General features: G+C 48.2%; 26 protein-coding genes. 25 read left to right on the forward strand and 1 reads right to left on the reverse strand.

Translation table 11 applies throughout. The annotated features are described in order from the left end of the window. The first annotated feature begins 69 nt into the window (after positions 1-69). From ACE3K2_RS22020 to ACE3K2_RS22050, 7 genes are all read left to right on the forward strand, one after another. Entirely contained in the window at positions 70-246 is a 177-nt protein-coding gene (locus ACE3K2_RS22020; protein WP_017691375.1) for a small, acid-soluble spore protein, alpha/beta type, read from the forward strand. Between the two features lie 149 nt (positions 247-395). Further along, complete coding sequence (gene ispE / locus ACE3K2_RS22025; RefSeq protein ID WP_421895064.1) at positions 396-1,250, forward strand: 4-(cytidine 5'-diphospho)-2-C-methyl-D-erythritol kinase; 855 nt, start codon at positions 396-398, stop codon at positions 1,248-1,250. Between the two features lie 97 nt (positions 1,251-1,347). After that, positions 1,348-2,175, forward strand: coding sequence for a pur operon repressor (purR, locus tag ACE3K2_RS22030; RefSeq protein WP_017691373.1), 828 nt, complete (start codon positions 1,348-1,350; stop codon positions 2,173-2,175). Positions 2,176-2,363: 188 nt separating this feature from the next. Continuing rightward, complete coding sequence (gene spoVG, locus ACE3K2_RS22035) at positions 2,364-2,648, forward strand: septation regulator SpoVG (RefSeq protein ID WP_017691372.1); 285 nt, start codon at positions 2,364-2,366, stop codon at positions 2,646-2,648. A gap of 83 nt (positions 2,649-2,731) precedes the next feature. Continuing rightward, the gene (locus ACE3K2_RS22040; protein WP_124118801.1) at positions 2,732-2,926 is read left to right on the forward strand and encodes a hypothetical protein; all 195 of its coding nucleotides are present in this window, start codon (positions 2,732-2,734) and stop codon (positions 2,924-2,926) included. 78 nt (positions 2,927-3,004) lie between these two features. Next, positions 3,005-4,396 (forward strand): bifunctional UDP-N-acetylglucosamine diphosphorylase/glucosamine-1-phosphate N-acetyltransferase GlmU, encoded by a 1,392-nt coding sequence (glmU, locus tag ACE3K2_RS22045; RefSeq protein ID WP_421895152.1) that lies wholly within the window; start codon positions 3,005-3,007, stop codon positions 4,394-4,396. Positions 4,397-4,497: 101 nt separating this feature from the next. After that, positions 4,498-5,451: a ribose-phosphate diphosphokinase gene (locus tag ACE3K2_RS22050; RefSeq protein WP_017691370.1), complete on the forward strand. Its 954-nt coding sequence runs from the start codon at positions 4,498-4,500 to the stop codon at positions 5,449-5,451. A 193-nt stretch (positions 5,452-5,644) separates the two neighbouring features. Here the strand turns inward: ACE3K2_RS22050 and ACE3K2_RS22055 are convergent, their stop codons facing one another. After that, positions 5,645-5,845, reverse strand: a complete 201-nt coding sequence (locus ACE3K2_RS22055) for a hypothetical protein (RefSeq protein WP_421895069.1) — start codon at positions 5,843-5,845, stop codon at positions 5,645-5,647. Between the two features lie 139 nt (positions 5,846-5,984). On the opposite strand from ACE3K2_RS22055, the gene pth reads away from it, so the two are divergent. The 18 genes from pth to hpt all read left to right on the forward strand — a co-directional run bounded on the left by pth (position 5,985) and on the right by hpt (position 26,055). Further along, the gene (gene pth, locus ACE3K2_RS22060; RefSeq protein ID WP_091039104.1) at positions 5,985-6,545 is read left to right on the forward strand and encodes an aminoacyl-tRNA hydrolase; all 561 of its coding nucleotides are present in this window, start codon (positions 5,985-5,987) and stop codon (positions 6,543-6,545) included. 99 nt (positions 6,546-6,644) lie between these two features. Beyond that, positions 6,645-6,875, forward strand: coding sequence for an anti-sigma-F factor Fin family protein (locus ACE3K2_RS22065; RefSeq protein WP_017691368.1), 231 nt, complete (start codon positions 6,645-6,647; stop codon positions 6,873-6,875). Between the two features lie 272 nt (positions 6,876-7,147). Beyond that, on the forward strand, positions 7,148-10,675 hold the full coding sequence (gene mfd / locus ACE3K2_RS22070; RefSeq protein WP_421895074.1) for a transcription-repair coupling factor: 3,528 nt from the start codon (positions 7,148-7,150) through the stop codon (positions 10,673-10,675). Further along, the gene (locus ACE3K2_RS22075; protein WP_421895077.1) at positions 10,659-11,819 is read left to right on the forward strand and encodes a peptidylprolyl isomerase; all 1,161 of its coding nucleotides are present in this window, start codon (positions 10,659-10,661) and stop codon (positions 11,817-11,819) included. The genes mfd and ACE3K2_RS22075 overlap by 17 nt, the downstream gene beginning before the upstream one ends. Positions 11,820-12,149: 330 nt before the next feature. Further along, the gene (spoVT, locus tag ACE3K2_RS22080) at positions 12,150-12,692 is read left to right on the forward strand and encodes a stage V sporulation protein T (RefSeq protein ID WP_036606123.1); all 543 of its coding nucleotides are present in this window, start codon (positions 12,150-12,152) and stop codon (positions 12,690-12,692) included. A 165-nt stretch (positions 12,693-12,857) separates the two neighbouring features. Beyond that, positions 12,858-14,624, forward strand: a complete 1,767-nt coding sequence (locus ACE3K2_RS22085) for a putative polysaccharide biosynthesis protein (RefSeq protein ID WP_421895155.1) — start codon at positions 12,858-12,860, stop codon at positions 14,622-14,624. A 157-nt stretch (positions 14,625-14,781) separates the two neighbouring features. Then, positions 14,782-16,275 (forward strand): nucleoside triphosphate pyrophosphohydrolase, encoded by a 1,494-nt coding sequence (mazG, locus tag ACE3K2_RS22090; RefSeq protein ID WP_421895080.1) that lies wholly within the window; start codon positions 14,782-14,784, stop codon positions 16,273-16,275. A gap of 305 nt (positions 16,276-16,580) precedes the next feature. Then, positions 16,581-16,853 (forward strand): HU family DNA-binding protein, encoded by a 273-nt coding sequence (locus tag ACE3K2_RS22095; RefSeq protein ID WP_017691362.1) that lies wholly within the window; start codon positions 16,581-16,583, stop codon positions 16,851-16,853. Beyond that, on the forward strand, positions 16,853-17,131 hold the full coding sequence (locus ACE3K2_RS22100) for an RNA-binding S4 domain-containing protein (RefSeq protein WP_421895083.1): 279 nt from the start codon (positions 16,853-16,855) through the stop codon (positions 17,129-17,131). The genes ACE3K2_RS22095 and ACE3K2_RS22100 overlap by 1 nt, the downstream gene beginning before the upstream one ends. Before the next feature lie 172 nt (positions 17,132-17,303). Further along, on the forward strand, positions 17,304-17,588 hold the full coding sequence (gene yabP, locus ACE3K2_RS22105) for a sporulation protein YabP (protein ID WP_036606119.1): 285 nt from the start codon (positions 17,304-17,306) through the stop codon (positions 17,586-17,588). Then, positions 17,585-18,154 (forward strand): spore cortex biosynthesis protein YabQ, encoded by a 570-nt coding sequence (gene yabQ, locus ACE3K2_RS22110; protein ID WP_421895087.1) that lies wholly within the window; start codon positions 17,585-17,587, stop codon positions 18,152-18,154. The genes yabP and yabQ overlap by 4 nt, the downstream gene beginning before the upstream one ends. 11 nt (positions 18,155-18,165) lie before the next feature. Next, entirely contained in the window at positions 18,166-18,501 is a 336-nt protein-coding gene (locus ACE3K2_RS22115) for an FtsB family cell division protein (RefSeq protein WP_076254642.1), read from the forward strand. A 198-nt stretch (positions 18,502-18,699) separates the two neighbouring features. Continuing rightward, positions 18,700-19,230, forward strand: a complete 531-nt coding sequence (locus ACE3K2_RS22120; RefSeq protein WP_017691357.1) for a S1 domain-containing RNA-binding protein — start codon at positions 18,700-18,702, stop codon at positions 19,228-19,230. A 472-nt stretch (positions 19,231-19,702) separates the two neighbouring features. Then, positions 19,703-22,210 (forward strand): stage II sporulation protein E, encoded by a 2,508-nt coding sequence (gene spoIIE, locus ACE3K2_RS22125; RefSeq protein ID WP_421895092.1) that lies wholly within the window; start codon positions 19,703-19,705, stop codon positions 22,208-22,210. 85 nt (positions 22,211-22,295) lie between these two features. Beyond that, positions 22,296-23,048 carry a VWA domain-containing protein gene (locus ACE3K2_RS22130; protein WP_421895095.1) on the forward strand — a complete coding sequence of 251 codons (753 nt, stop codon included), beginning with the start codon at positions 22,296-22,298 and terminating at the stop codon, positions 23,046-23,048. After that, positions 23,032-23,979, forward strand: a complete 948-nt coding sequence (locus ACE3K2_RS22135; protein WP_421895098.1) for a serine/threonine protein kinase — start codon at positions 23,032-23,034, stop codon at positions 23,977-23,979. Before ACE3K2_RS22130 ends, ACE3K2_RS22135 begins: the two co-directional genes overlap by 17 nt. Before the next feature lie 44 nt (positions 23,980-24,023). Continuing rightward, complete coding sequence (gene tilS, locus ACE3K2_RS22140; protein ID WP_421895101.1) at positions 24,024-25,463, forward strand: tRNA lysidine(34) synthetase TilS; 1,440 nt, start codon at positions 24,024-24,026, stop codon at positions 25,461-25,463. A 52-nt stretch (positions 25,464-25,515) separates the two neighbouring features. Then, positions 25,516-26,055: a hypoxanthine phosphoribosyltransferase gene (hpt, locus tag ACE3K2_RS22145; protein WP_278297458.1), complete on the forward strand. Its 540-nt coding sequence runs from the start codon at positions 25,516-25,518 to the stop codon at positions 26,053-26,055. The last annotated feature ends 73 nt before the right edge of the window (positions 26,056-26,128 follow it).

The following is a 26,128-nucleotide window of genomic DNA, read 5'->3' on the forward strand; positions in this document are numbered from 1 at the left end:
GATGGCAAGATGTCCAAAACGTGAACGAACTCATCACATTATGAAGGATACTTTGGAGGAGGATGGTTCATGAGTCGCAGAAGAAGAAGCGTCATGTCAGAGGATCTGAAGAATGAACTCGCAAAAGACCTTGGCTTCTATGATACGGTCCAACAGGAAGGTTGGGGTGGAATCAAAGCCAAGGATGCAGGAAACATGGTGAAAAGAGCCATTCAACTTGCTGAGCAGGCTGCCCGCAAATCTTAATCCGGTTCAAGCAGACTGAAAAGCGGGGAAATCCGTCAGGGACCACCCCGCTTTTTCCCCTTAGATGCGGAATAGAAATGACTTGACAGCCCCATTTTGATATAATATGTTAAGTTGTCTTAGGGAAAAGGTGAGGACGGGTGAACGCCTTGAAAATTTACGAAAAAGCGCCTGCTAAAATTAATTTGATGCTGGACGTTTTACATAAAAGAAGCGATGGATTCCATGAGGTTGAAATGATCATGACCATGGTCGATCTGGCTGATCGGCTGGAAATGTCGGAGCTGCCGCGAGATAACATTTTCATCTCCAGTCAGGCGGGTTACATCCCGCTGGACGAGAAGAATCTGGCTTTCCAGGCAGCCAGACTCATTAAGGAACGCTATAACGTGCGTACGGGCGTCCATATTCATCTGGATAAAAAGATTCCAGTTGCAGCCGGACTTGCCGGAGGCAGCAGTGATGCAGCAGCAGCTCTGCGTGGATTGAACCGTCTGTGGCGGTTGAATATACCGGATCACGAACTTCAGGAGCTTGGAGCTGAACTGGGTTCGGATGTTCCATTTTGTATCACAGGAGGGACTGCACTCGCTACAGGCCGTGGTGAGAAGTTGACCCCTATTCCTAATCCGCCGCAATGTTGGGTAATTCTGGCCAAGCCTCCAATCAATGTGTCTACAGCCGATGTGTACGGACGGTTCCGCAGTGACAAGATTGTCCGTCATCCAAGTGCGGCTAGAATGGAACAGGCTATTCGCAACCAATCCTTTACGGAAGTCTGTAACCAGATGGGCAATGTGCTTGAAGATGTGACGTTGAAGCTGTATCCGGAAGTTCAGCATTTGAAAGATGCCATGATTCGGTTGGGTGCAGACGGCGTGTTAATGTCCGGTAGCGGTCCAACGGTATTTGGACTGGTCTCCAAAGAATCCAAGGTTGCCCGGATATACAATGGTCTGCGTGGTTTCTGCAAAGAAGTGTACGCTGTACGTATGTTGACGTAAAATTCGCTTTTATAATGTACAAACACGTATAAAGGTGGTATATTTTTAAATAATTATTCGGATTTGGATGTTTCCGTGATCGTGAGGATGGATCTCTGTGAAGAAGTTAAAACGAAGCGCAAGGCTGGTTGAAATGACGCAATACTTATTGTCCAGACCGCATACGGTTATTCCGTTGACCACATTTGCCGAACGTTATGGTGCCGCAAAGTCTTCAATTAGTGAAGATTTGGCGATTATCAAGGAAGTGTTCGAAGAAGGTGGGTCAGGAGAACTGCATACACTGGCTGGAGCTGCCGGGGGAGTAAGATGGATTCCGAAGGTATCCCGAGAACTGGCACTGGCATTTGCGGAGCGGCTCTCGACCCAGCTCGCGCAACCTGATCGGATCTTGCCTGGAGAATACCTGTACATGTCCGACTTGCTTGGTCAACCCGCATTGATGAATGAAGCCGGCAAGATCTTTGCAACGGCCTTTGGCAATATGAATATTGATGTGGTTATGACGGTAGAAACCAAAGGGATTCCACTGGCCTATGCGACTGGAGCCCAGCTCAACCTGCCTGTCGTGCTCGTACGCAGGGACCATCAGGCTACAGAAGGATCGGCCGTAAGTATCAATTATGTATCCGGGTCCCATAAAAGTCTGCATACCATGTCCCTCTCTCGTCGGGCGATGCGTGAGCATTCCAGAGTACTTATTGTGGATGACTTCATGAAGGCTGGGGGAACGGTGCAAGGAATGATCGATCTTTTGGCCGAGTTTAATGCTACTGTTGCTGGGGTAGGGGTACTGGTGGAATCTGGTTCTGTAGATTCAGAAGAGCGGCTATTAACAGATTACGTATCTCTGGCAAAGCTGACAGCGGTTGATGCCAAGAGCAGACAGATTTCCGTCAAGCCTGGCAACTATTTTGATCTGTAGAAAGATGACGAAAGTTATGTCGGTAAAGGGTCTTTTCCATCGACCTGGCATGAACGTTGTCGAATTGTGTATTAAATAAAAAAATTCCTGAAATTAGGAAGTTTTTATGGTTATAAAAAGAAGGAGTTCGTATATGCTGTGTGGAATTATACACCAAGTTCTGATGGAAAAAGGTGGTGAACACACACATGCAAATTACGGATGTCAGACTCCGCCGTGTTAACTCGGAGGGGAGAATGAAGGCTATCGCATCCATTACCATCGATAACGAATTCGTCGTTCATGACATTCGTGTCATTGATGGTAACAACGGAATGTTTGTTGCTATGCCGAGCAAACGTACTCCTGACGGAGAGTTCCGTGATATCGCCCACCCGATCTCTTCCGGTACGCGTGAGAAGATTCAGGCAGCAGTTTTGACTGAATACGATCGTGCCGCAACTGAGGAAGAAGTCATTGAAGAAGGTGCCTGAGAACATTATTGGGGTTCGAAGGAAAAGAGAGCCATGTCTTATGGCTCTCTTTTCTTTTTGATCGGAATAAGATATATTCAGTATTGAGTTTATTAGCAGAGAACAAAAAGCGCATCGTGCGCTTGGTGGCAGGGCGGCATCTTAGGAATCATTGGGATTCGGTTAAGCTCGCAGGTACACGGCGTATACATATAGGTCACGATTCGTTGGTGTCCGCGTTGTTACGTGTGATTACAGAGACAGCAGGCGATGAACAAGACCGGCTTGAAGCCGGCTGAACGATACTCATTGGATATAGATAAACAATCCATTTTCAATGGGATTTTCAGAACAGGAGGTCGTAAATTTTGAAACGAATGGCGATCGTTCTTGCCGCAGGGCAAGGGAAACGAATGAAATCAAAATTGTACAAAGTACTGCATCCCGTATGCGGTAAACCTATGGTTGGACATGTGCTGGATGCAGCACTCAGCGCAGGCGTTGAACGCAGTGTAGTTGTTGTCGGTCATGGTGCCGAAGCGGTGCAGTCATTTTTAGGTTCCAGAGCAGAGTATGCACTTCAGGCGGAACAATTGGGTACAGGTCATGCAGTGAAGCAGGTTAAATCCTTGCTTGGAGGCGAAACAGGTTCTACAATTGTGGTCTGTGGAGATACACCGCTTGTGACCAGTGAGACGTTGGAAGGTCTGATGAAGCTCCATGAGAGTAGCGGAGCAGCAGCAACAGTTCTTACGGCTCAGTTGGACAATCCCAAAGGTTATGGTCGCGTTATTCGCGGACAAGATGGGTCTGTACAACGGATTGTGGAACAAAAGGATTGCACGGAGCAGGAAGATGCTGTGAATGAGATTAACACTGGCACTTACTGTTTTGATAATGCAAAATTGTTCGCTGCTCTGGAAAAAGTGACGAATCAGAACGCTCAGGGAGAGTATTATCTCACAGACGTAGTTGGCATTTTCCGCAATGATGGAGAAGTGGTTGAGGCTTACATGTCAGATGACATCGCAGAATCCATCGGGGTTAATGATCGCCTCGCACTTTCGCAAGCAGAAGCCTTCATGCGTGAACGTCTTGCCGTACGCCATATGTTGAACGGTGTTACAATCATTGATCCGTCATCGACATATATCGGAGCGGATGTTACGATTGGATCAGATACGGTATTGTATCCAGGGACCATTCTTAAAGGCACAACTTCGATCGGTGAAGCATGTCATATTGGTCCTCATGCAGATGTGGAAGATAGCGTTATTCAGGACGGAGTTACAATCAAACATTCGGTGTTGTCCAATGCCGAAGTGGGTTCTGATGCAACGGTTGGTCCATTTGCGAATTTGCGTCCAGGCACCAAATTGGGCCGCAACGTAAAAATTGGTGACTTTGTTGAAGTGAAAAATGCTACAATTGACGAAGGTTCCAAAGTATCTCATCTCAGCTATATTGGGGATGCCAAAGTAGGGAAAAACGTAAATGTTGGATGCGGGGCAATAACTGTCAATTATGATGGTTATAATAAAGCTGTGACAACGATTGAAGATGATGCTTTTGTAGGCAGCAACGTCAATCTGATTGCACCGATTACGGTAGGAAAAGGCGCTTATGTCGTTGCTGGCTCCACCGTTACCCATTCCGTTCCCGAGAATGATCTGGCCATTGCTCGTCCACGTCAGGAGAATAAACCTGGTTATGCGGAGAAGATTCGCGGACGTGCCAAAGCCAAGAAACAAAATGCCAAACCCCAATAAGGGGTTTAGATAACAAGATTGCCTCCCGAAGATCCGGGAGGTGCCGACATGTCGCAGACGCTTATAGATTCCAATGAACCAGCACGGAGGGTTTTTATTTTATGACTTATTTTGATTCGAAATTAAAAATATTTACTTGCAATTCTAACCCCAAGCTTGCCCATCAAATTGCTGATTATATCGGGATTCCTATGGGTGAATCTCACACAACCAGCTTTAGTGATGGCGAGATTCAAGTGAAACTCTCCGAGAGTGTTCGGGGTTGTCACGTTTACATCGTGCAGTCCACTTGCTTGCCGGTTAATGATAACCTGATGGAAATGCTCGTTATGATTGATGCACTCAAACGAGCATCTGCCAAGACGATTAACGTCGTTATTCCTTACTATGGCTATGCAAGACAGGATCGCAAGGCACGTTCGCGTGACCCAATTACAGCGAAACTGGTTGCTAACCTGATTGAAAAAGCGGGTGCAACCCGTGTCATCGCGATGGACTTGCATGCAATGCAGATCCAGGGATTCTTCGACATTCCGGTTGACCATTTGCTTGGCGTGCCAATTCTGGCTCAATATTTCCGGTCGAAACAGATCGAAAATCCGGTTGTTGTGTCGCCTGACCACGGTGGCGTAGTGCGCGCACGTAAACTGGCTGATTTCCTGAATGCACCCCTGGCGATTATCGATAAACGTCGTCCTGAGCCAAATGTGAGCGAAGTGATGAACATTATCGGTAACATCGAGGGTAAAACAGCCATTCTGATCGATGACATTATTGACACGGCGGGAACGATTGTACTGGGAGCGAATGCTCTGATGGAAGGCGGCGTAAAAGAAGTATACGCGTGCTGTACTCACCCGGTATTGTCCGGACCTGCGATGGAACGTTTGGAGAATGCACCATTGAAGGAAGTCATCGTAACGGATACGATTCCAATTACGCATGCTAACCCGACAAGCAAACTCAAAGTGTTGTCTGTAGCGCCTTTGCTCGGAGAAGCGATTATCCGGGTTCATGAGGAATTGTCAATCAGCAAGCTGTTTGAAATTGAATAAGGATGTCTGCATAAAGTAGTAGAGGGGTTACGTTTTCCGGTTCAATGGAAAATGTAACCCCTGTCGGCGTGCCGTTTATTAATAGTGAAGCATCCGCTGGTCAGTCCATATAAGGTTGAACTACTCATTTACACCAGAAGATGTTTCTGCACACGCAGTGATCCAATGTAAATGGTTCGTTCATCTTATATGGTTAATACCCGGGGCGAGAGATAAATCGGAAACGACGCCGATGAAAAAGCGTGTTGGCAATTTCGACGAATTGATTATCGAAACGTGTGATTAGACCAATCTCAATATGGGTGTCGCGGTCGTATACCTGTACAGGTACGTGATATTCGAGATGATAGATAAAATCGCTATGTTGAGTCAGTTGTCCGTGGTCTTCGCGCAAAACCCGCTCACCTTCCTGGGTCGATAAAATATGAACAGTGAATACTACAGTAAATCGATCTTTACTTTCCTGATATTATATGAAATATAAGATTCGAAGTCTATGCCTCACCTCAGGCTAATCCGAAGGAGGGAACAAGATGAAGTGGATTGTCGGACTTGGAAATCCAGGCTCGAACTATGCCAAAACCCGTCACAATATCGGTTTTATGGCACTGGATCGGTTGGCCGATCGCCATAATATCTCCATTACACAGAGTAAATGTAAAGCGCTGATTGGAGAAGGAAACATTGGCGGTGTGAAAACCGTACTGATCAAACCAATGACCTATATGAACTTGTCTGGCGAATCGGTTCGAGCATATATGGATTTTTATAAAGTTAGTCTTGAAGATCTGATTGTTGTGTACGATGACATGGATACAGAGATTGGCAAAGTCAGATTGCGTTACCAAGGTAGTGCAGGCGGACATAATGGAATCAAGTCCATTATTCAGCATACCGGTACACAGCAGTTTAACCGGGTACGCATGGGAATATCCCGACCTGAACCAGGACATGCCATTGTTGATTATGTACTGTCGACATTCATGAAGAAAGAAAAGGAAGCCCTTGATCAGACCATTGAGCAAACATGTGATGCTCTGGAGCATAGCTTGACTCATACGTTTGAACAAACCATGGCGAAGTTTAACGGTTAATTTTGTAAAACAATCTGGTAAAATGATCATAAACAGACGGGTTCAATTCAACCATACTGGACATACTGGACGTATAAACCTTGTTCAGGAGGAATAAACATGTCAGTGAATTACGTATGTAGGCATTGCCGTACCTTTATTGGACGAATCGATTCTGCCCGAATAACGGAAGTAGAGCTCGGCTTTCATTTCTTGACCCCCGACGAGCGGAGGGATATAATAGCGTATAATTCCGGTGGTGACATTACCGTTCGGATTACATGTGATTATTGTAAGGAAGCCCTGGAGCACAATCCGGAGCTTAGCCTGCTCGCGAGTCCGCTTCAGTAGACATCGCCCGTACAGGATCGAATGACAGTTGAGGGCGGTTGCGTAATAACGCTCCACCTTTTATAGCCTTGGCAGCCTGCTGAGGCTTCTTTTCAGTTGGGATGAAAGCCATGACTATTACGAAACCAGGCTCAGCCGCATCAACAGATGTGGCAATATTACGAGTAATCCGATATGATGAAACAGGACAAAAAGGAATTTGTATCCATTTTAATAGTGATGCTACGCGTATGCGTGAGATAATCAAGTAAGTTATAAGAGAGGTGCCCCTTTTGTTACAAGCACTTATACAGGCTTTTTCCAAAGATCCGGACTTCGGGTCCATTACAGCCGGAATCAAGTCCGGCATGAAGGAACAATTGGTTTCGGGTCTATCCGGCTCGGCGCGTCAGATTATGCTGGCTGCTCTGCATCAGGAAATGAACCGACCATTGCTCGTAGTAACGCACAATATGTTTTCAGCTCAAAAAATTGCAGAAGATTTACAGGAAGCGCTTTCACCTGATCAGGTGTTGATCTATCCTGCCAACGAACTTGTCGCTGCTGAAGCTGCTGTTTCCAGCCCGGAAACATTGGGTCAGCGTATTGATGTGTTGGTCCGCTGCGCCCAGGGATTCAGGGGTGTTGTTGTTATTCCTTTTTCCGGAGTAAGACGTTATGTCCCGCTTCCCGAAGTGATGGCCAATGCTCGAATTTTGATTAAACAGGGCAACACACTTGAACTTGACTCCTTCCTGCTGGAGATGGTTAAGCTCGGCTATGAGCGTGTGGAGCGTGTAGAATCTCGTGGTGAGATGAGTGTACGCGGAGGTATCATCGATTTCTATCCGGTTACTTCATCGATTGCATATCGAGTGGAGTTATTTGATGACGAAATCGATTCTATTCGGACATTTGACCCGGCCGATCAGCGTTCGATTGAACGGATTGAAGAGGTTACGGTTTTGCCATGCAAGGAATTAATTGCAGATCGTGAGCGAATGGAAAAGGCTGCCGATGCTGCTGCTCTTTTGCTCGAACAACAGCTGGAGAAAATGACGGACCGGCAGGCCAAGCTGCGTCTTCGTGAAGAAATTCACCGGGAGATCGAGCTTTTGCGGGAGCACGTGTATTTCTCTGAAATGTATAAATATATCTCTCCGCTCTATCCGGAGAATAAAACGATTTACGACTATATGCCAGAAGATACCCTGCTGGTCCTTGATGAACCTGCCAGACTATCGGAGACATCCAAACAGCTGGACCGTGATGAATCGGAGTGGAATCTGCACCTGATGCAAAACGGAAAAACACTTCCCGATCTTCCATTATCCGCAGACGGTGATGAACTATTGTATGAGCGTCCATTCCAGACGCTGTTTATGTCGATCTTTTTGCGTCAGGTTCCACATACCCAACCACAGAACATTCTGAACTTCATCAGTCGTGGCATGCAGGATTTCCATGGACAGATGAACGTGCTGAAGGCAGAGATGGAACGTTGGCAGAAGGCCGGAGTTCAAGTACTTATGCTGGCGAACGGTGAGGAGCGACTCGAGCGGATGCGCCGGGTACTGATGGATTATGATATTCCGGAGCCGGAGATGCTGATTGGTAACTTGCAAACCGGATTTGAAATGCCGTCCATTCATTTGGCTGTCGTGACCGAGGGCGAGATGTTCTCGCAAAAACAGCGTAAAGTACGCAAACCGATTCGAAATGTAGATAATGCGGAACGCATCAAATCCTATAGTGAGTTAAAAGTGGGCGATTATGTCGTTCACCAGAATCACGGGATTGGTAAGTACCTTGGGATCGGCACCCTCGAAGTTGGCGGTATTCATAAGGATTACATGCATATTCTCTATGCGGGTGGAGACAAACTGTCTGTACCTATTGAGCAGATCGATCTCATTCAGAAATATGTTGGTTCCGAAGAGAAAGAACCGAAAATATACAAGCTGGGCGGCAATGAGTGGACACGGGTTAAAAATAAAGTCCGCACATCCGTACAGGATATTGCTGATGATCTGATCAAGCTGTATGCCGAGCGTCAGACCTCCAAAGGATTTGGATTCGACAAGGATTCTGCGGAGCAGCAGGAGTTTGAGGACTTGTTCCCTTACGATGAGACACGTGATCAGGTGCGTGCCATCGAAGAAATCAAGAAGGACATGGAACAAAACCGTCCAATGGACCGTTTATTGTGTGGGGATGTGGGTTACGGCAAAACCGAGGTGGCTATTCGGGCTGCATTTAAAGCAGCGATTGAAGGCAAGCAGGTGGCTGTACTCGTTCCAACAACGATTTTGGCACAGCAGCATTTTGAGACATTCCGTGAGCGGTTCTCCGGTTATCCGTTCAACATTCATGTGCTTAGCCGGTTCCGCTCCCGTAAAGAGCAGAATGAAACCGCCAAAGGCATCAAGGCAGGCACAGTAGATATTGTCATCGGGACGCATCGATTGCTGTCGCAGGATCTGGTGTTCAAGGACCTGGGACTGCTTATTGTAGATGAGGAACAGCGCTTCGGAGTAACCCATAAGGAGAAACTGAAGAAGCTGAAAACCAATGTGGACGTGCTGACGCTGACGGCAACGCCGATTCCGCGAACGCTGCACATGTCGATGTTGGGTGTGCGTGATCTGTCCGTCATTGAGACTCCCCCAGAGAATCGTTTCCCGGTACAGACCTATGTGGTTGAACACAGCCAGGCGCTTGTTCGTGAAGCCATTGAGCGTGAGCTTGCTCGTGGTGGGCAAGTGTATTACCTCTACAACCGTGTTCAGGGAATTCAGGAGATGGCTGCGGAGATTTCTGAACTTGTGCCTGAAGCCAAGGTTGGTGTGGGACATGGTCAGATGTCGGAAACAGAGCTGGAGAAGACAATTCTGGACTTCCTGGATGGTGAATATGACGTGCTCGTGAGCACAAGCATCATCGAGACCGGGGTAGATATTCCGAATGTAAACACACTGATCGTACATGATGCAGACAAAATGGGGCTATCCCAGCTGTATCAGCTGCGCGGACGTGTGGGTCGTTCCAACCGTATTGCGTATGCCTATTTTACGTACCAACGGGACAAAGTACTTACTGAGGTTGCCGAGAAGCGTCTGCAATCGATCAAAGAATTCACCGAACTGGGTTCGGGATTCAAAATCGCCATGCGTGACTTGTCGATCCGTGGTGCGGGAAATCTGCTAGGTGCAGAGCAGCATGGCTTCATCGCTTCCGTCGGGTTTGATCTGTATTCCCAGATGCTTGCGGAGGAGATCAACAAACGCAAAGTTACGATGCTTGGCGAAGAGCCGGTACCTTCCGACCAGTGGAACACAACCCTGGATCTCAGTATCGATGCCTACTTGCCATCCGATTATATCTATGACAGTATTCAGAAGATCGAGATCTACAAAAAAGTGGCGGTTATTGCATCATTCGACGATGCGATGGAGCTGGAAGACGAATTGGTTGACCGATTCGGTGATCTTCCGGAAGCCGTCATTAACTTGCTGGCTGTTGCGCGGATGAAAGTATACGGCAAAATCTACGGTATTGAATCCATTTCCCAACGCGGAGAGGACATTACCGTGAAGTTTTATGAAGGGCGTGAACATGCCTTTGAACTCTCGAAAATCGCACACATTGGAAATCAGTTCGAAAGACGTGTACAATTTGAACAAGGACCCCATATGCTGATTCACGCTAAAGGCAAGGGGCTTGGGGATAAGCAACTGATGGAGCTGGTAGAGAAAATTCTGGAGTCCATGAAAACTGCTTTTAAATCAAAGGGGGAACTAAAGGATGTTAGCAAAGTATAAAAAAGTAGGAAAAGTACTGTCTGTGAGCATGGTCGCAGTACTATCCCTATCACTGCTTGCTGCATGTGGCAAGAAGGAAGAAGCAAAAACACCTGAATCGACGGATACAAGTGCTGTAGTCGCTACGTATGATGGTGGTACTATTACAGCCAATGAATTCGACATGGAGCAACGTGTCATGAAATTCCTTTATCCGGAGTATGCACAAATGATGGATATGGACGATTTCAAAGAGTATCTGGTAAAACAGGAAGTTGCTTATGAATATCTGAGTGGCAAAGCTAGTGAGGAAGCCAAAACAGCAGGTTCCAAAGCGGCAACCGAGCAATTCGATAAAATGAAAGCTTCTGTTCAGGCAGATCAATGGACAGAAATGCTCAAAGCTCAGAACCTGACAGACGATAACATTAAAAACTACATGACTCGAATCATGACAGTGATTAAAGACAAAGAAACAGGGGTTACGGAAGATGCAGTCAAGGCTGAGTTTGAGAAAAACAAAGATCAGTTCACAACAGCTTCCGTTCGCCACGTGCTGATTAACTTCACAGATCCAAAAACGCAAAAAGAGCGTAAAAAAGAAGATGCACTGAAAATTGCAAAAGAAGTAAAAACCAAGTTGGATGGCGGAGCTGATTTTGCTGAAATTGCAAAAAAATATTCCGAAGATCCGGGTTCTGCTGAAAAAGGTGGACTGTACGAAGAAACACCTGTGGGCAGCTGGGTAGAGGCATTCAAGGAAGCTGCAAAAACATTACCATTGAACAAGATCAGTGATCCGGTTGAGACGGAGTACGGTTACCACATCATGAAAGTGGAAGCTCGTACAGAAGCGGACTTCACCAAATTGACGGCTGAGCAAAAAGAAAGCCTGAAGAGTCAATTGGCAGCTGCTGAGATCGATACGTTCATGCAAAATGAGTTGGATAAAATCGTAAAAGAAGTGAAGCTGCCAAAAACAGAAAAAGCTGAAGAAGGCACAACTGAAGGTACGACTGAAGGAACAACGGGTACAGGAACTGAAGGAGAGAAAACAACCGAACCAAAAACGGATGACTCCAAAGGTACAGATACCAAGACTGACCAAGGTACGACTGGAACAGACAAAGATGCAACTACAGATGAAGGTACAAGCAGTAAGTAAGCTGGCAAAATTGCTGTGTTAGCATACGTTCAGGGTTAAATCCGCCCGAATGAGTGCCTTGTACTACGTAAATATGGACAACCATACAGAGAAGCAAGGGGAGGACTTAGGACCTCCTTCTTGCTTCTTCTTGTATACATTCAAGCCGTATGGGTACATGGTCGCCATCTTCGAAAGTTACACAACTATATTCTCCAAAGCATGTATAAGGAAATGGGAACAGATGAATACTATGGTCAAGATATCACACTAAACGTTCTGGGACTTTCCTCTACCCATTAAGGAACAGTAGTTGAAAAATCTTCTCGAGAAAGTGGGGCAACATGTGAAATGAAAGCTACTGGTATTGTCCGCCGTATAGATGACCTAGGTCGTGTGGTCATTCCAAAAGAAATCCGCCGTACGTTACGTATTCGTGAAGGTGATCCACTGGAAATTTTCGTGGATCGTGATGGAGAAGTTATCCTTAAAAAATATTCGCCGATTGGCGAACTTGGTGATTTTGCCAAAGAATATGCAGAATCCCTGTATGAGAGTACAGGTCATGTAACCATGATCTCCGACCGGGATACCATTATCACGGTGGCAGGGGGCTCCAAGAAAGAGTATCTGGACAAGCAGGTAGGTCAGCTGTTGGAAGGTTGTATGGAAAACAGGAAGACCATTTTGGAAACAAACAACGGTTCTTATGAGCTTAGCAAAGATCATGACGAGACGTTATCCTCTTTTGTTATTGCGCCGATTATTTCTGGTGGTGACCCCATCGGAACAGTGATCCTGTTCAATAAGGATGAATCCGTGAAGATGTCTCAGATGGAAGTGAAAATGTCCGAGACCGCTGCCGGTTTCCTTGGCAAGCAGATGGAACAATAGACAGCAAATCGACTCCTGGTGCCCTGATTTGGGCATACGGGAGTTTTTGCATTTTAAGGGACAAGGAGTTGATCCAGGCGGGTGTCATCGTACAGAGTTAGTCTGTACGCCCTCAGGCAGGTATAATAACAAGGTATGCTTAAAAGGATTGCGCAGGAGGGATTTATGAAACAGCCGTCTACAGGCTCAAGGTTGCTACAGGGTGCATTTGTTCTTGGGCTTGCTGCCATTATCTCCAAAATCATTGGTGCTTTTCAGAAGATTCCGCTGCAGAATCTGGGGGGAGACGGTGTTTTTGGCATTTATAATACGGTGTATCCGTTATATATGCTCATTGTTACGCTTGCTGCTGCAGGGCTGCCTCTGGCCGTATCCAAATTCGTAGCAGAGCAGAATGCACTTGGAAGACCGGACGAGAGCAGAAGGATTATCCGGTTATCTTCCGTGCTGCTTGGAGGAATTGGACTTATTATGGCGCTCTTGATGTATGCAGGTGCGCCGCTGATCGCTGACATGATTGGCAATCGACATGTGGCTCCATCGATTCGTGCAGCTTCATGGGCTTTGTTGTTCGTTCCGGTGATGACAGGGCTACGTGGGTACTTTCAGGGATTGCAGCAGATGGTGCCAACCGCAGTATCGCAAGTGGTGGAGCAGACGATACGTGTCACCGTCATGATTGTTCTGCTGCTATGGTTGATGAGACAGGACGCTTCGCTTGAGACGATTGCCGCTGGAGCCATGATGGGCTCCGTTGCCGGCGGAATGGTTGGGCTGCTTACCATGTTAGGGTACATGGTCCGTCATCGGCGGAAAGGCAAGGAAGTCGGAACGGGGCGGTTGGATTCGGAATGGAGCAGTAAAGACGGAGAGGTTGGATCAGAACGTCAGGAGCGTCAAGAGCATCAAGAGTACCAGGATCATAAGCCGGTTACGCCGCAGTTGAAAACGGTGAGTGCCATTAACCCCAGTCTGGCAGAACGATCACGATCCAATGGGGAGTGGATCAGGACGCTGCTTATGTATGCCATTCCGGTCTGCCTCGGTTCGCTGGCTGTACCGCTGATGAATCTGGTGGATACCTTCACTGTTCCACGGCTTCTGCGGGGAGAAGGGCTGGATGAGCTCCAGTCGATGGTTTCCTTCGGCATCTACAACCGTGGCTTGCCGCTGGTTCAACTGGTGACGATGCTTGCCACGTCACTGTCTGTGTTGTTTATTCCGGCGATGGCGGAAGCCCGGTTAAAGGGCGGGCCAGAAGCCGTCAGGCAGCAAGCAGGCCTCGCGCTGCGGTGGTTTTGGTTGATCGGCCTGGCGGCATCCGCGGGTCTCGCGGTGCTGGCGGAGCCGATTAACCGCATGCTGTACGGAGATGCTGCAGGCACCGAAGCACTGCGGTACATGGCGCTGACGGCTGCGGGCAGCACCGTCAGCATTATTGCGGCGGCGCTGCTGCAAGGCCTCGGCGCCGTACGCGCACCCGCGTTTAGCATGCTGGCCGCCGCAGGCGTCAAGGCGCTGCTAAACGTTATGCTTGTGCCGACGCTGGGCATCAGCGGCGCGGCTCTTGCAGGCGCAGTCGCCTACATGCTGGCGGCTGGCCTGAATGTGGCGCTGCTGGCGCGACTTGTCGCCCTGCGCCCTGCCCCTGGCGCCGTCCTGGCGAAGCCGGCGCTGGTGATCGCCGCCATGAGTCTGGCGGCGGCAGGCACGGCCTGGGCCACCGAAGCTGTGCTCGGTGGCATGGGTATCGCGGCCGACCGCAGGCTGGCCGCGATGGGCGTGAGCCTGCTGGGCATTGCCGCAGGCTCGGCCGTGTTTTTGCTGGCGGCGGCCCGGACAGGGTTGCTGACCGCCGCAGAGCTGGCGGCTGTGCCCAAGTTGGGGCCTCGCCTTGCCAAACTGCTGCGCAGACTGCGTGTGCTGCGCTAACTTCATGCTCACGGTGCTTCTGCATGAGCACAGCCCATATGCAATTATAGGATATCGACTGATTCTGGTATAATACGTGGTAATTATAGAGCGCCATCCTGTATAGGCACGATGATTGTAGGCTTGCAACAGGATGGTTCGGATGGAGGTTTACGTAATGAGTGCAGCTTTAACCGTAGTAGGTCTTGGATCTGGAGATGCAGACCAACTGACTGTAGGTATTATCAAAAAAATGAAACATGCAGCTACGCTGTATGTGCGTACGCTGGATCATCCCGTATTGAATGATCTGAAGCAAGAGGGACTGGAGATGACCTCATTTGATGCCATCTATGAGGCGAAGTCCTCCTTCCCCGAGGTGTATGATGAGATCGCGAACCAACTGATAGAGGCCGCTCGCAAGGGTGAGGCTGGAGCCGAGATTGTGTATGCCGTACCCGGTCATCCGATGGTCGCAGAAGCCAGTGTACGCCTGCTCAAAGAGCGTTGTCCGCAGATGGGCATTTCACTGCGGGTTATGGGCGGAGAGAGCTTCCTGGACGAAGCCTTTATCCGGCTTGGATTCGACCCGATTGAAGGCTTTCAACTCCTGGATGCCAGCAGCCTGAACACAGAACTCGTACAACCACAGCTACATACGTTGATCGGACAAGTCTATGATGTGTTCACTGCTTCGGATGTGAAACTGTGCCTGATGGAAGTCTACCCGGACGATTATCCCGTATTTGTGGGTCACGCGCTGGGTGTACAGGGTCAAGAGGTCATTCACAAAATTCCGCTACACGAATTGGACCGGATCGAAGGATACGGCAATCTGTCATTGATCTATGTACCGAAGAACACGGATGATGCCTTGCGTCGCCGATCCTTTGCACGTTTGCATGAGATCGTGAACATTCTCCGCAGTCCGGGTGGCTGTCCATGGGATCAGGAGCAGACGCATCAGTCCATTCGCAAAAACCTGATTGAAGAGACGTATGAAGTCATTGAGACGATCGATGAGGATGACCCCGACCATATGAAAGAGGAGCTGGGTGATCTGCTGCTGCAAATTTTATTGCATTCCCAGATGGAAGAAGAAGTGGGCACATTTAATGTCTATGATGTCATCGAAGGTTTGAATGATAAGCTGATCTTCCGCCATCCCCATGTTTTTGGTGAACATCAGGCAGAAGATGCGAATGAAGCCCTTCAGAACTGGGAACAGATGAAAGCAGAGGAGAAGAAGCGCAAAGGCCAGGATCAGCAGAAGGTTTCCGTGCTGGATGGCATACCGCGTGACTTGCCTGCGTTGATGAAGGGATACAAGTTACAGAAGAAAGCAGCCAAAGTGGGCTTTGACTGGGATGATGTTGAAGGTGTGTTTGCCAAGATCGAGGAAGAATTGGCGGAGTTGAAAGAAGCGGTGCAACAAGGCCACTCTGCGGAAGAACGGAAACTTGAACTGGGTGACTTGTTATTCGCAGCCGCAAACGTTGCAAGATTCATCGATACGGACCCGGAAGAGGCGCTTGCTGCGACTAATCGCAAGTTCGTCGGACGGTTCCAATACATCGAGGAGCGTTTGCGTGAACAGGGGAGAACACCGGCGGACAGCAATGTAGATGAGATGGAGCAATTCTGGCAGGATGCGAAGAAGGCTGGATTATAACGGGTTCAATTTTCTGGAAAATACCAACAAACCTTATTCCATCATGTTATGCAGTATGTTATGATATACGAACGTGTGTTCAACTGTATTGACTGGATTGGTGTTTAGGGACGGATGGTTTCGGGTACTGGTCTTAGACTGTTCCCTGCAGACCATCGACAAAAAAGCTAAAAAAGTCGCGGACCAAGGCAGGATTTCAGATGCCAAGCCAGAATACATGTGTAGTGACCTAACGCGAATCGTGGCAATCAATGTATTGTCAGGGATCGCAGATACTTTTTTTTCAATTTGGGAGGCTTTTAAAAATGAACAAAACAGATCTGATTAACAACATTTCAACCAAAAGTGGTTTGACTAAAAAAGACGTTGAGTCCGTATTGAACGGCTTTTTGGGAGAAATTACAGATGCACTTGCCAGCGGAGACAAAGTACAATTGATCGGCTTTGGCACTTTTGAGACCCGCAAACGTTCCGGTCGTACCGGACGTAACCCACAAACAGGGAATGAAATCGTGATTCCTGAGTCCACTGTTCCTGCATTCAAAGCAGGCAACAAACTTAAAGAAGCCGTAAAATAATGCGTCTTGATAAATTCCTGAAGGTCTCCCGGCTTATCAAACGCCGCACTGTGGCCAAGGACGTCTCTGAACAGGGACGTGTTCTGGTGAACGGACGTGAAGCAAAGCCCAGCGCCAATGTCAAAGTAGGCGATGAGCTGACGGTTCAGTTCGGTCAGAAACTGGTCACCGTGAAGGTGGAACGAATTGCTGAGAGTACCAAGAAGGATGAGGCGAGCAGCCTCTACACCTTGGTGAAGGAAGAGCCGATCGTCAAGGATAACGGGATGAACTGGTAACAGTACATTCGGTATTAAATACTCATTCGATGCAAGGTGAATCGAAACGTCCTCCTGTAACAGGGAAGGGCGTTTTTGTTTTTACTAGATGCCGAGTTATTTGTTCAACAACACTGGTTCTATTCCAACCTTCTCATCCATAAGCTAGGTGTATGAAGGAGGGGTACATGCCATGGTTGAGCACGGTAAGGCCAAACAGCATCATCTGAGCATGCAGAATCGGAAACTGCTGGATCTGACGGGTGTCTCCAACGTGGAGAGCTTCGACAGTGAGGAATTTTTGCTGCAGACTGAACTTGGGCATCTGACCATCCGGGGGCACAATTTACATATCAAAAACCTGAGCCTGGAGGAAGGTCTGTTATCCATTGAAGGCACAGTCAGTTCGCTCCAATATCTGGACCCCGGTTCCCAGTCCAAAAATGGTAAAGGCCTGTTTGGCAAGATGTTCCGATGAGTCCGGATACTCAATGGATCACATTGATGTGGATGCTTACTTCGGGGGTCGTGATGGGAATGGCCTACGACAGTTACCGGGTACTGTCCGGACAGCTGCGGTTTCCGAGATGGAGTATTCACACACTCGATCTGTTGTACTGGGTTGCTTCCGCGCTGTTCGTTTTTCGGATGCTATACGCCGGAAACCACGGACAGTTGCGGTTTTATGTCTTTTTGGGGCTGATTATAGGGGTTTGCTTCTATTTTTGGCTTTTAAGTGTTACAACCCAGCGTTTTGTGGTAATGTTAATTAAACTCGCAAGAACGCTGATTCATTGGTGTGGACATATCCTTAACATCCTGATCGTTATGCCGGCTAAAGGAATTTATAAGTTAATTCGCGTATTATTCGGTTTTGTAATTGCGATACTATTATTCCTGGGCAGGCTGGTGCTGCAATGTTTGGTACCTTTCGGCAAGTTGTTCCGCTGGATGTTTAGGCCGCTCCTGAAATATTGGGTAACGCCACGCTTCATGATCCGCGTGGGTACAAGAATTGCAGCGATGTGGAAACGCTGGTTTTAAGGAGGTCCGTAATGGGTAAAACACCTGTGGGCAGATCAAAGGCTCCAACTAACCAAGGAAAATCTGCCGGTGCAAAAAGGCGCCTCATGCTTTGGATGACGTTTATGATTGTATTTGTAATATGGGCAGGATATACATTCCTTGTGCAGAATGCACAAATTTCGGACAAGAGTTCTCATCTGGCCACTCAGCAAGCTTCAAAGGAAGATACGTTGAAGAAGCTGGAACAGTTGAAGTACGAAGTCAGCCGGTTGAATGACCCTGAATACATAGGACAGCTGGCACGGAAAAAAGGATATTATCTTCCTGAGGAAACGCCGATCCAGGTTGAAGAGTCAGGGAACTGATGGAATTCGGTCCATTACCGAGCTAGGTTTGTTATCCGTGTGTCTGAAGCCGTTAAACCGGAAAAAATAGGCTCTTTGATGGGGTAGTGTTCAGTTGACCTTGGTTTACGGCATAAGGTATAATTACATTAGCGCAGCATTGATTTTGGCATTCAAAAAATCGGGTTGTATATTTTTAAGGGAGGATCATTTTATTCTATGGCAATTGAAGTGGGCACCAAGTTAGAGGGCAAGGTGACAGGAATCACGCATTTTGGAGCATTTGTGGATCTGTCAGGAGGTGTCACGGGTCTCGTTCACATCTCGGAAATCGCCGACAATTACGTCAAAGATGTCAACGACCACCTGAAGCTGAATGACCTCGTTACAGTGAAGGTTATCAACGTTGACAAGGATGGCAAGATCGGACTTTCCATTAAGCAAGCTGTTGACAAACCGGTTGAGCAACAAACACAGTCCAGACCCCCGAGAGCTCCTAGACCGGAACGCAGTGGAGGAGATCGCGAACGATTCAGCGGCGGAGGCCCAAGTGGTGGCCAAGGTCGTGGTGGCGGCGGTGGTGGATTTAACCGTGGCGACCGTGGAGGCCGTTCTTTCAAGCCCGCAGCAGGCAAACCTTCATTTGAGGATAAAATGTCACGCTTCCTGAAAGATAGTGAAGAGCGGATCTCTTCGCTTAAGAAGAACACAGAAGGCAAACGCGGAGGCCGTGGAGCCAAGCGTGTGTAATCTGTCACAACCTGATCTAAACATATAAGTAAAACCGTTAGCCCCTGGCTAACGGTTTTTTTGCGTTTCTTTAACTTATGAGCAGGTGAATAGCTTTTTTTGTAAGGTGAAGCTCCATATCCCCAGTTTTTCTGCACAGCAAAATGGAACCATAAGAACATTTGTCGTCTACCATTTTTTACCGACAGGTTTCCGTGGCATTCCACAGTTATCCTGCTCAAATGATGGCGAGACTTAACCATCGCCGGTTCAAAATCAGACATTCCGATTGTCGGAATCAAGTAACAGAATGAATGAAACCACAATAAGGCCGGGGGTTTCGCTCCACCGCGCCAGGCTCGTTTCTTTTGTCGTAAACTTTTTGAACCCTGCCCACCTATTCTGACAAACTACGTCTTCTAATCTATCTATAATCAGAACCATCGAGAACGAAACACGAAAATTCAAATTAATCGAATGGGGTGCCTTGAGGATGATGGAAAAGTGGAATGTCATTCAATTTCCGGGAATGAAAGCAGGTAAAGGAGGTACAGAAGCTCGGGAGGAGCTGTCGGTACGTCTGAAACATTGGCTTGGCTCCCGCAAGGCTGTCCAAATGGTTGCTTCCCGCAAATGGGTACTGCTGCTCACGTTTATGGGATTTCTGCTCGGAAAGGCGATGATCCTGAATGAGTTATCTCCCTTTGCCATTGCTTACTTTGCCGTAATTGCTTTCATGCGCAGGGATTACATCATTCCCGTTGGCGCCGCTCTACTCGCAGGCAGTCTCTTTGCACCATTTCCCGTACCACTCATTGTTGCATCGGAGATCGCCATCTTTTATCTGCTCTTCCGTGGGCTGGAGTCGTATGATCGTGCTGAATTATCTTATGCGCCGACGATGGTGTTTACGACTACATTTATGGTCAAATTATTCGCCGTTGTGATCGGGCCATCCTTCAGCTGGTACGCTATGCTGATGCTCACGATGGATTCGGTACTAAGCTTCGTGCTCACCCTTGTTTTTATACAAGCCATACCGATCTTCACCTACCGCAAAAAAAAATTCAGCCTAAAGAACGAGGAGATCCTCTGCCTGATCATATTACTCGCTTCCGTGATGACGGGAGCTGTAGGGTGGACCGTTCAGTCCTTGTCCGTCGAGCATATGCTCTCCCGTTACCTCATACTAATCTTTGCGCTGGTGGGCGGAGCCCCCCTTGGAGCCTCGGTTGGGGTCATTACCGGCTTGATTCTGAGTCTGGCTGACATGTCAGCGGTGTATCAGATGAGCCTGCTCGCTTTTGCCGGGATGCTGGCCGGTATGCTTCGAGAGGGCAAACGTGCGGCGGTTGCACTGGGCATGCTGCTGGGTTCGTCCATTCTATCCATATATCTGGGAGGACCGGGCGATGTTATGAACTCATTATGGGAGACGTGTGCAGCTATCGTACTATTCATGTTGACACCTAAGAGCCTGCTGACGGCGATATCCAAATATGTACCGGGTACGCAGGATCATACGAAATCCCAGCATGAGTATGCCAAACGGATAAGGGATATTACGGCAGAACGGGTAACCCGGTTCTCGCAGGTATTCCGTCAATTGTCACGCAGCTTCGATCAGATGTCCGGTGCGGGGGAGCCGGTACAGAAAGAAGGTGGAATGGATCATTTCATGAATGCGGTTGCCGAAGGCACATGTGCAAGTTGCTTCAAGCGTACGCAATGCTGGGATGCAAAGTTTATTCAAACCTACAAATATATGACCGACGTGATGAGTACCATTGAAGGAAATCCGGAGATCTCAGGCAAGCAAATTCCAGTGGACTGGAACAGGGTATGTGCGAAACCGGAAGAAGTTCTTGAAGTCATGCGTGCCCAGTATGGGTTGCATCAACATAACATGCAGTGGAAACGCCAGATTATCGATAGCAGACAGTTGGTTGCTGAGCAATTGTCCGGTGTATCGCAGGTCATGGAGGACCTGGCCAAAGAAATTCAGCGGGAAAGTGAGGAGATGGTGCAACAGGAGGAGCAGATTCGAGATGCACTGGAGTCACTGGGCCTGTCCATTCACTCTATCGAGATCATCAATCTGGAAGCGGGCAATGTAGAGATTGAGATTGTACATGCATATACACGGGGATTCGATGAGTGCCGGAAAATGATTGCTCCGCTGATCTCGGATGTATTGGACGAGCATATCGCCGTCTTGCATGAGACTATGACGGACCCTCGCCAGGGACTGGCGACCGTTACGTTTGGTTCAGCCAAGACGTTCGAGGTCACCACGGGTGTTGCTGCCGCCGCAAAAGGGGGAGATGTGATGTCAGGCGACAGCTTCAGTACAGTTGAGTTAGGCAACGGTACATTTGCGGTGGCGCTCAGTGATGGAATGGGCAATGGAGAACGGGCACGCATGGAGAGCAGCGCGGCGCTGAACATACTGGAACAGTTGCTGCAGTCCGGCATGGACGAGAAACTGGCGATCAAATCCGTGAACTCCGTTCTGATGTTACGCTCCCCTGAAGAGATGTATGCCACAGTGGATATGGCGCTGATTGATGAATATACGGCAGAGACCACGTTTATGAAAATCGGATCGACGCCAAGTTTTATCAAACGCGGACAGGAGGTTATTCAAGTCTCCGCCAGCAATTTGCCAATCGGTATTATCAAGGATATCGAAGTAGATTTGGTGACGGTACAGCTTCAACCTGGGGATATTCTCATTATGATGACGGATGGTATCTATGATGCACCGGGGTATGCGGTGAACAAAGAGCTATGGATGAAACGGCTCATTCAGGAGATTGATACAGATGATCCGCAAGATTTGGCCGATTGTCTGCTGGAGAGTGTTATAAGATATCAGCAGCATGAAATTTTGGATGATATGACCGTTGTTGTTGGAAAAGTAGAGCACTTCCGTCCTGAATGGGCCACACTGCGTGTGCCTGGCATCAACCGGATGGAGCGTCCGAGGACCGTCAGCTAATTGCATATTCTTCTGTTTGAAGTCTCTTCATTCTGGCAATGCTAGTCATAGAGTTGGAGAGTAACGAATAACGGAGGGATATCGGATGAAGCAAATCTTATTGATCACCGACGGTTGTTCCAATGTAGGACCAAGTCCGGTGCTGGCAGCGGCCGAAGCACAGGAAGAGGGGATTACGGTTAATGTGGTTGGTGTGATTGATTATGGAACCATTGGTGAGTTGGGCAGTCGGGAGATTGAGGATATTGCCAGAGCCGGAGGTGGAATCAGCCAAATTGTAGGTACACGGCAGCTTGCCCATACCATGCAGATGATGACAAGGAAAACGGTGGTTCAGACAATCCAGCAGGCGGTTAATAGAGAGTTAACACAAATTTTGGGAGAGAAGGGGCCCAAAACGGTAACCGATCTGGAGCCTGCACAACGTGCCCAGGTCGTGGAAGTGATGGATGATATGGCTGAAACTACAGCGTTACAGGTTATATTGCTGATTGATGTCAGTGCCAGCATGAAGCCCAAACTGGCAGCGGTTGAAGAAGGCATTCGCGATCTGATGTTGAGTTTGCAGGCGCGTGTAGGTCAGAGCAAGCTTTCCGTATTTCATTTTCCGGGACGACACAGTGGAGAAGATGCGGTAATGGATATTGACTGGACAACGGATCCGGGCCGTGTTCGGTCCCTGTTTGGAAGGTTGCAGATGAAGGGTGCAACACCGACAGGTCCTGCAATTCAGAAGGTGATTGATTTTTACCGTTATGGTACACTGGAGGGACAGCAGGAAATAGAAGGGAACTATCGCATTGAAAGAGAAGGGATGCTCGGTGACAACGTTGTCTGACGCCTCTTTCCCGCCAGGAACAGTGGTTACAGGGAAATGGAATCGCAGTCGTTACACGATTCGGAAGCTACTGGGCAAAGGAGCCAATGGCATCGTTTTTCTTGTCCAACGGGGTGAAAATGGCAAACACTACGCGCTAAAAATGGGATTTGATCCGGTAGATCTGCAATCGGAAGTCAATGTGCTCAAATCTTTTCAACTACAGCGTAATCATGAAGCCCTTCGGCAGAGCGGCATTCCTTCCTATCTTAAAGATGTGGATGATTATGCCGTTCGTGGCCGGGATATTCCCTTTTATGTGATGCGTTACGTTAGAGGTGAGGCTCTTCATCACTTCATTCGGCGTCAGGGGACAGACTGGACACTTCTGGTGGGACTTAGACTCTTGCAGAAGCTGGCACAATTGCATCAGGCGGGATGGGTGTTTGGTGATCTCAAACCTCAGAATGTGCTGGTATCCGATTATGGGCAGGTGGAATTGATCGACTACGGCGGAGTTACGTCTATTGGTCGAAGCGTCAAACAGTTCACCGAATGGTATGATCGAGGCTTCTGGAATGCAGGCAGCCGTACAGCAGATGGTACCTATGATGTATTTGCATTTGCATTATTGTTGATTCATGTACTTGAAGCAGACGCGCTTAAGGCACTGGCAGCAGAAGGCTTACCGCAACTGCGAAGTGTGAATCAGCTCGTAGCGCTGGTGGAGCGCAGTGAACGCCTGGGTCCTTTTCGCCATTGGACGATTCAGGCCTTACGAGGTCAGTTTCGGGATGCAGGTCATGCGGCACAAGGATGGAAGGAAATGATGGCACGCCCCACGCCTCTTCGTCGTCGTTCCAAAAGTACAACCCCGCGCTGGCTTAAGAACGCATTCGCTGTATCTGTGATATTACTTATTGGGGTGCTCATCTATGCACTACGTTTCTGATCTGTGAGAGTGCATATACATAACGCAAGGAATGAGGAACAGGTATGGAGGCTTTACGCTGGAACATGCTGGTGAAAAACGTGCTGGATGCAGCGGAAGAGCATCAGTTATGGGTTCCCGGGGATCGGATTATCGTCGCAGTATCGGGCGGGCCGGACTCGGTGGCTTTTTTGCATATCATGCATGAGATCAGCAAGCGGCATGTCCCGCTTGAATTGATCTGTGCTCATGTGCACCATGGTTTCCGGACCGAATCGGATGATGAAGCGGAGAAAATGATGGAACTGGCACAGCAGCTTGGGGTTGCATTTGAATGGACCAAGGCCGATGTTCCTTCATATATGGAGCTGACGGGTCAAGGACCACAGGAGGCAGCCCGCAACAAGCGATATGCCTTTCTGCACGAAGTAGCGACCAAATATAATGCGGCAAGCATCGCTTTGGCACATCATGCGGATGATCAGGCGGAGACGGTCATGCTTCATTTGCTTCGTGGAACCGGGTTGTCGGGACTCTCAGGAATGAAGTTTAAAAGGCGAGAAAAAAATGTGGAACTTATTCGTCCATGCCTTCGTATAAACAAGACAGACCTTGTAGAAGCTTGTAATACCCAAGGTTTTATGTATTTCAATGATGCAAGCAACACCCTGCGTAAATATCGGCGTAATGCCATTCGCTTGGATGTGCTTCCTTTTTTGGGGCAGTATAATGGACAACTCACGCCGTCATTGAATAGGCTTGCCGAAATTGTGGGTGATGAAGACGATTTCATGGAGCAGAGTGCATATGACACATACAGGTGTCTAGTGCAGGTGAACGGCGGAAGGCAAACCTTTGAGGTGCCTTCCTTCTTGAAGTTACATGTCGCTTTACAACGAAGGTTGATTAAACTAATATTGAATTATCTGCCTTTGGACAGTGATTTTGTCGACTTTACCCGTATAGAAACCATTCGACGCAAGGTCATGGAGACCCATGTGACGACCTGGAGCCTGGATATAGGACAGACACTCGCCTGCACCCGGGAGTATAATCTGATTTCTTTTGGCATACGGACGGACGTACAGGATCAATCTTACGAGTATCGTCTTGCGCAATGGAGTGGAACTTATGAGCTTTCACTCACCCCAATTAACCGGTATATTCGGTTGATGACGGTGAGTCCCGAGGACTATCATGTACCGGAATCGGCGGATCAAGCCGCGTTTGATGCGGATCAACTGCTTATGCCGCTGGTTGTGCGTTCACGGTTACCTGGAGATACCATGAAAGTAATGGGATTAAACGGAAGCAAAAAGGTGAAAAATATTTTCATCGATGAGAAAATCCCCCCATCTGTCCGTCCACGTATTCCTGTGGTATGTGATGGAGCAGGTCATATCATCTGGTTACCGGGTGTTCGACGGTCCAGTGTGGCTCCTGTCAGGGAGGGCACTTCCGCAATCCTGTACATGACTGTAGGCGATTCAGCGATTCAGGGGTAGTGGTTATGGTTCAGGTAAGGCTTTCATAGTATAACTTAGGAGGTTCGCACAGTTGCAGAACGACATTCAGGAAGTATTGATCAGTGAAGAAGAAATTCAGAGTAAAGTCAAGGAATTAGGCGCAACACTAAGTGCCGAATATGCAGACCGCAATCCTTTGGTCATTTGTGTGCTCAAGGGTGCGTTTATATTTATGGCTGATTTGGTTAAAAACATAACGGTACCTGTTGAAATGGATTTTATGGCGGTATCCAGTTACGGGGCTTCCACCAAGTCATCAGGTGTTGTCAAAATTATTAAGGATCTGGATGTATCCGTTGAAGGACGGGAAGTTCTCATTGTCGAAGATATTATCGACAGCGGACTTACACTCAGCTATCTGATTGAACTGTTAGAAAACCGCGGTGCCGAATCGGTGCGTGTGGTTACGCTGTTCGACAAGCCTTCAGGCCGTAAAGTTGAGTTGGAAGCTCATTACACAGGCTTTGACATTCCTGACGCGTTCATCGTTGGTTACGGTTTGGATTTTGCGGAGAAGTACCGGAACCTGCCCTATATCGGGATTTTGAAGCCGGAAGTCTATAGTAGCTAATATCCTGCCCGACCCAAGCCTTGAGCTGTTCTTGGCTTCTGTTGAGAAGCCATGTCGGGCTATGTTAAAATAA

This window comes from Paenibacillus sp. (assembly GCF_048976745.1).
In the GTDB taxonomy this organism is placed as follows: domain Bacteria; phylum Bacillota; class Bacilli; order Paenibacillales; family Paenibacillaceae; genus Paenibacillus.

What these genes read in the sequence shown, in the direction of transcription:
- spoVG (WP_017691372.1), top strand. Translation starts at nt 2,364, where the DNA reads ATGCAAATTACGGATGTCAGACTCCGCCGTGTTAACTCGGAGGGGAGA.
- spoVT (WP_036606123.1), top strand. Translation starts at nt 12,150, where the DNA reads ATGAAAGCTACTGGTATTGTCCGCCGTATAGATGACCTAGGTCGTGTG.
- pth (WP_091039104.1), top strand. Translation starts at nt 5,985, where the DNA reads ATGAAGTGGATTGTCGGACTTGGAAATCCAGGCTCGAACTATGCCAAA.
- ACE3K2_RS22100 (WP_421895083.1), top strand. Translation starts at nt 16,853, where the DNA reads ATGCGTCTTGATAAATTCCTGAAGGTCTCCCGGCTTATCAAACGCCGC.
- spoIIE (WP_421895092.1), top strand. Translation starts at nt 19,703, where the DNA reads ATGATGGAAAAGTGGAATGTCATTCAATTTCCGGGAATGAAAGCAGGT.
- tilS (WP_421895101.1), top strand. Translation starts at nt 24,024, where the DNA reads ATGGAGGCTTTACGCTGGAACATGCTGGTGAAAAACGTGCTGGATGCA.
- ACE3K2_RS22075 (WP_421895077.1), top strand. Translation starts at nt 10,659, where the DNA reads ATGTTAGCAAAGTATAAAAAAGTAGGAAAAGTACTGTCTGTGAGCATG.
- ACE3K2_RS22065 (WP_017691368.1), top strand. Translation starts at nt 6,645, where the DNA reads ATGTCAGTGAATTACGTATGTAGGCATTGCCGTACCTTTATTGGACGA.
- glmU (WP_421895152.1), top strand. Translation starts at nt 3,005, where the DNA reads ATGGCGATCGTTCTTGCCGCAGGGCAAGGGAAACGAATGAAATCAAAA.
- ACE3K2_RS22095 (WP_017691362.1), top strand. Translation starts at nt 16,581, where the DNA reads ATGAACAAAACAGATCTGATTAACAACATTTCAACCAAAAGTGGTTTG.
- ACE3K2_RS22130 (WP_421895095.1), top strand. Translation starts at nt 22,296, where the DNA reads ATGAAGCAAATCTTATTGATCACCGACGGTTGTTCCAATGTAGGACCA.
- ACE3K2_RS22050 (WP_017691370.1), top strand. Translation starts at nt 4,498, where the DNA reads ATGACTTATTTTGATTCGAAATTAAAAATATTTACTTGCAATTCTAAC.
- ACE3K2_RS22115 (WP_076254642.1), top strand. Translation starts at nt 18,166, where the DNA reads ATGGGTAAAACACCTGTGGGCAGATCAAAGGCTCCAACTAACCAAGGA.
- mazG (WP_421895080.1), top strand. Translation starts at nt 14,782, where the DNA reads ATGAGTGCAGCTTTAACCGTAGTAGGTCTTGGATCTGGAGATGCAGAC.
- ACE3K2_RS22085 (WP_421895155.1), top strand. Translation starts at nt 12,858, where the DNA reads ATGAAACAGCCGTCTACAGGCTCAAGGTTGCTACAGGGTGCATTTGTT.
- ACE3K2_RS22120 (WP_017691357.1), top strand. Translation starts at nt 18,700, where the DNA reads ATGGCAATTGAAGTGGGCACCAAGTTAGAGGGCAAGGTGACAGGAATC.
- ACE3K2_RS22020 (WP_017691375.1), top strand. Translation starts at nt 70, where the DNA reads ATGAGTCGCAGAAGAAGAAGCGTCATGTCAGAGGATCTGAAGAATGAA.
- yabP (WP_036606119.1), top strand. Translation starts at nt 17,304, where the DNA reads ATGGTTGAGCACGGTAAGGCCAAACAGCATCATCTGAGCATGCAGAAT.
- yabQ (WP_421895087.1), top strand. Translation starts at nt 17,585, where the DNA reads ATGAGTCCGGATACTCAATGGATCACATTGATGTGGATGCTTACTTCG.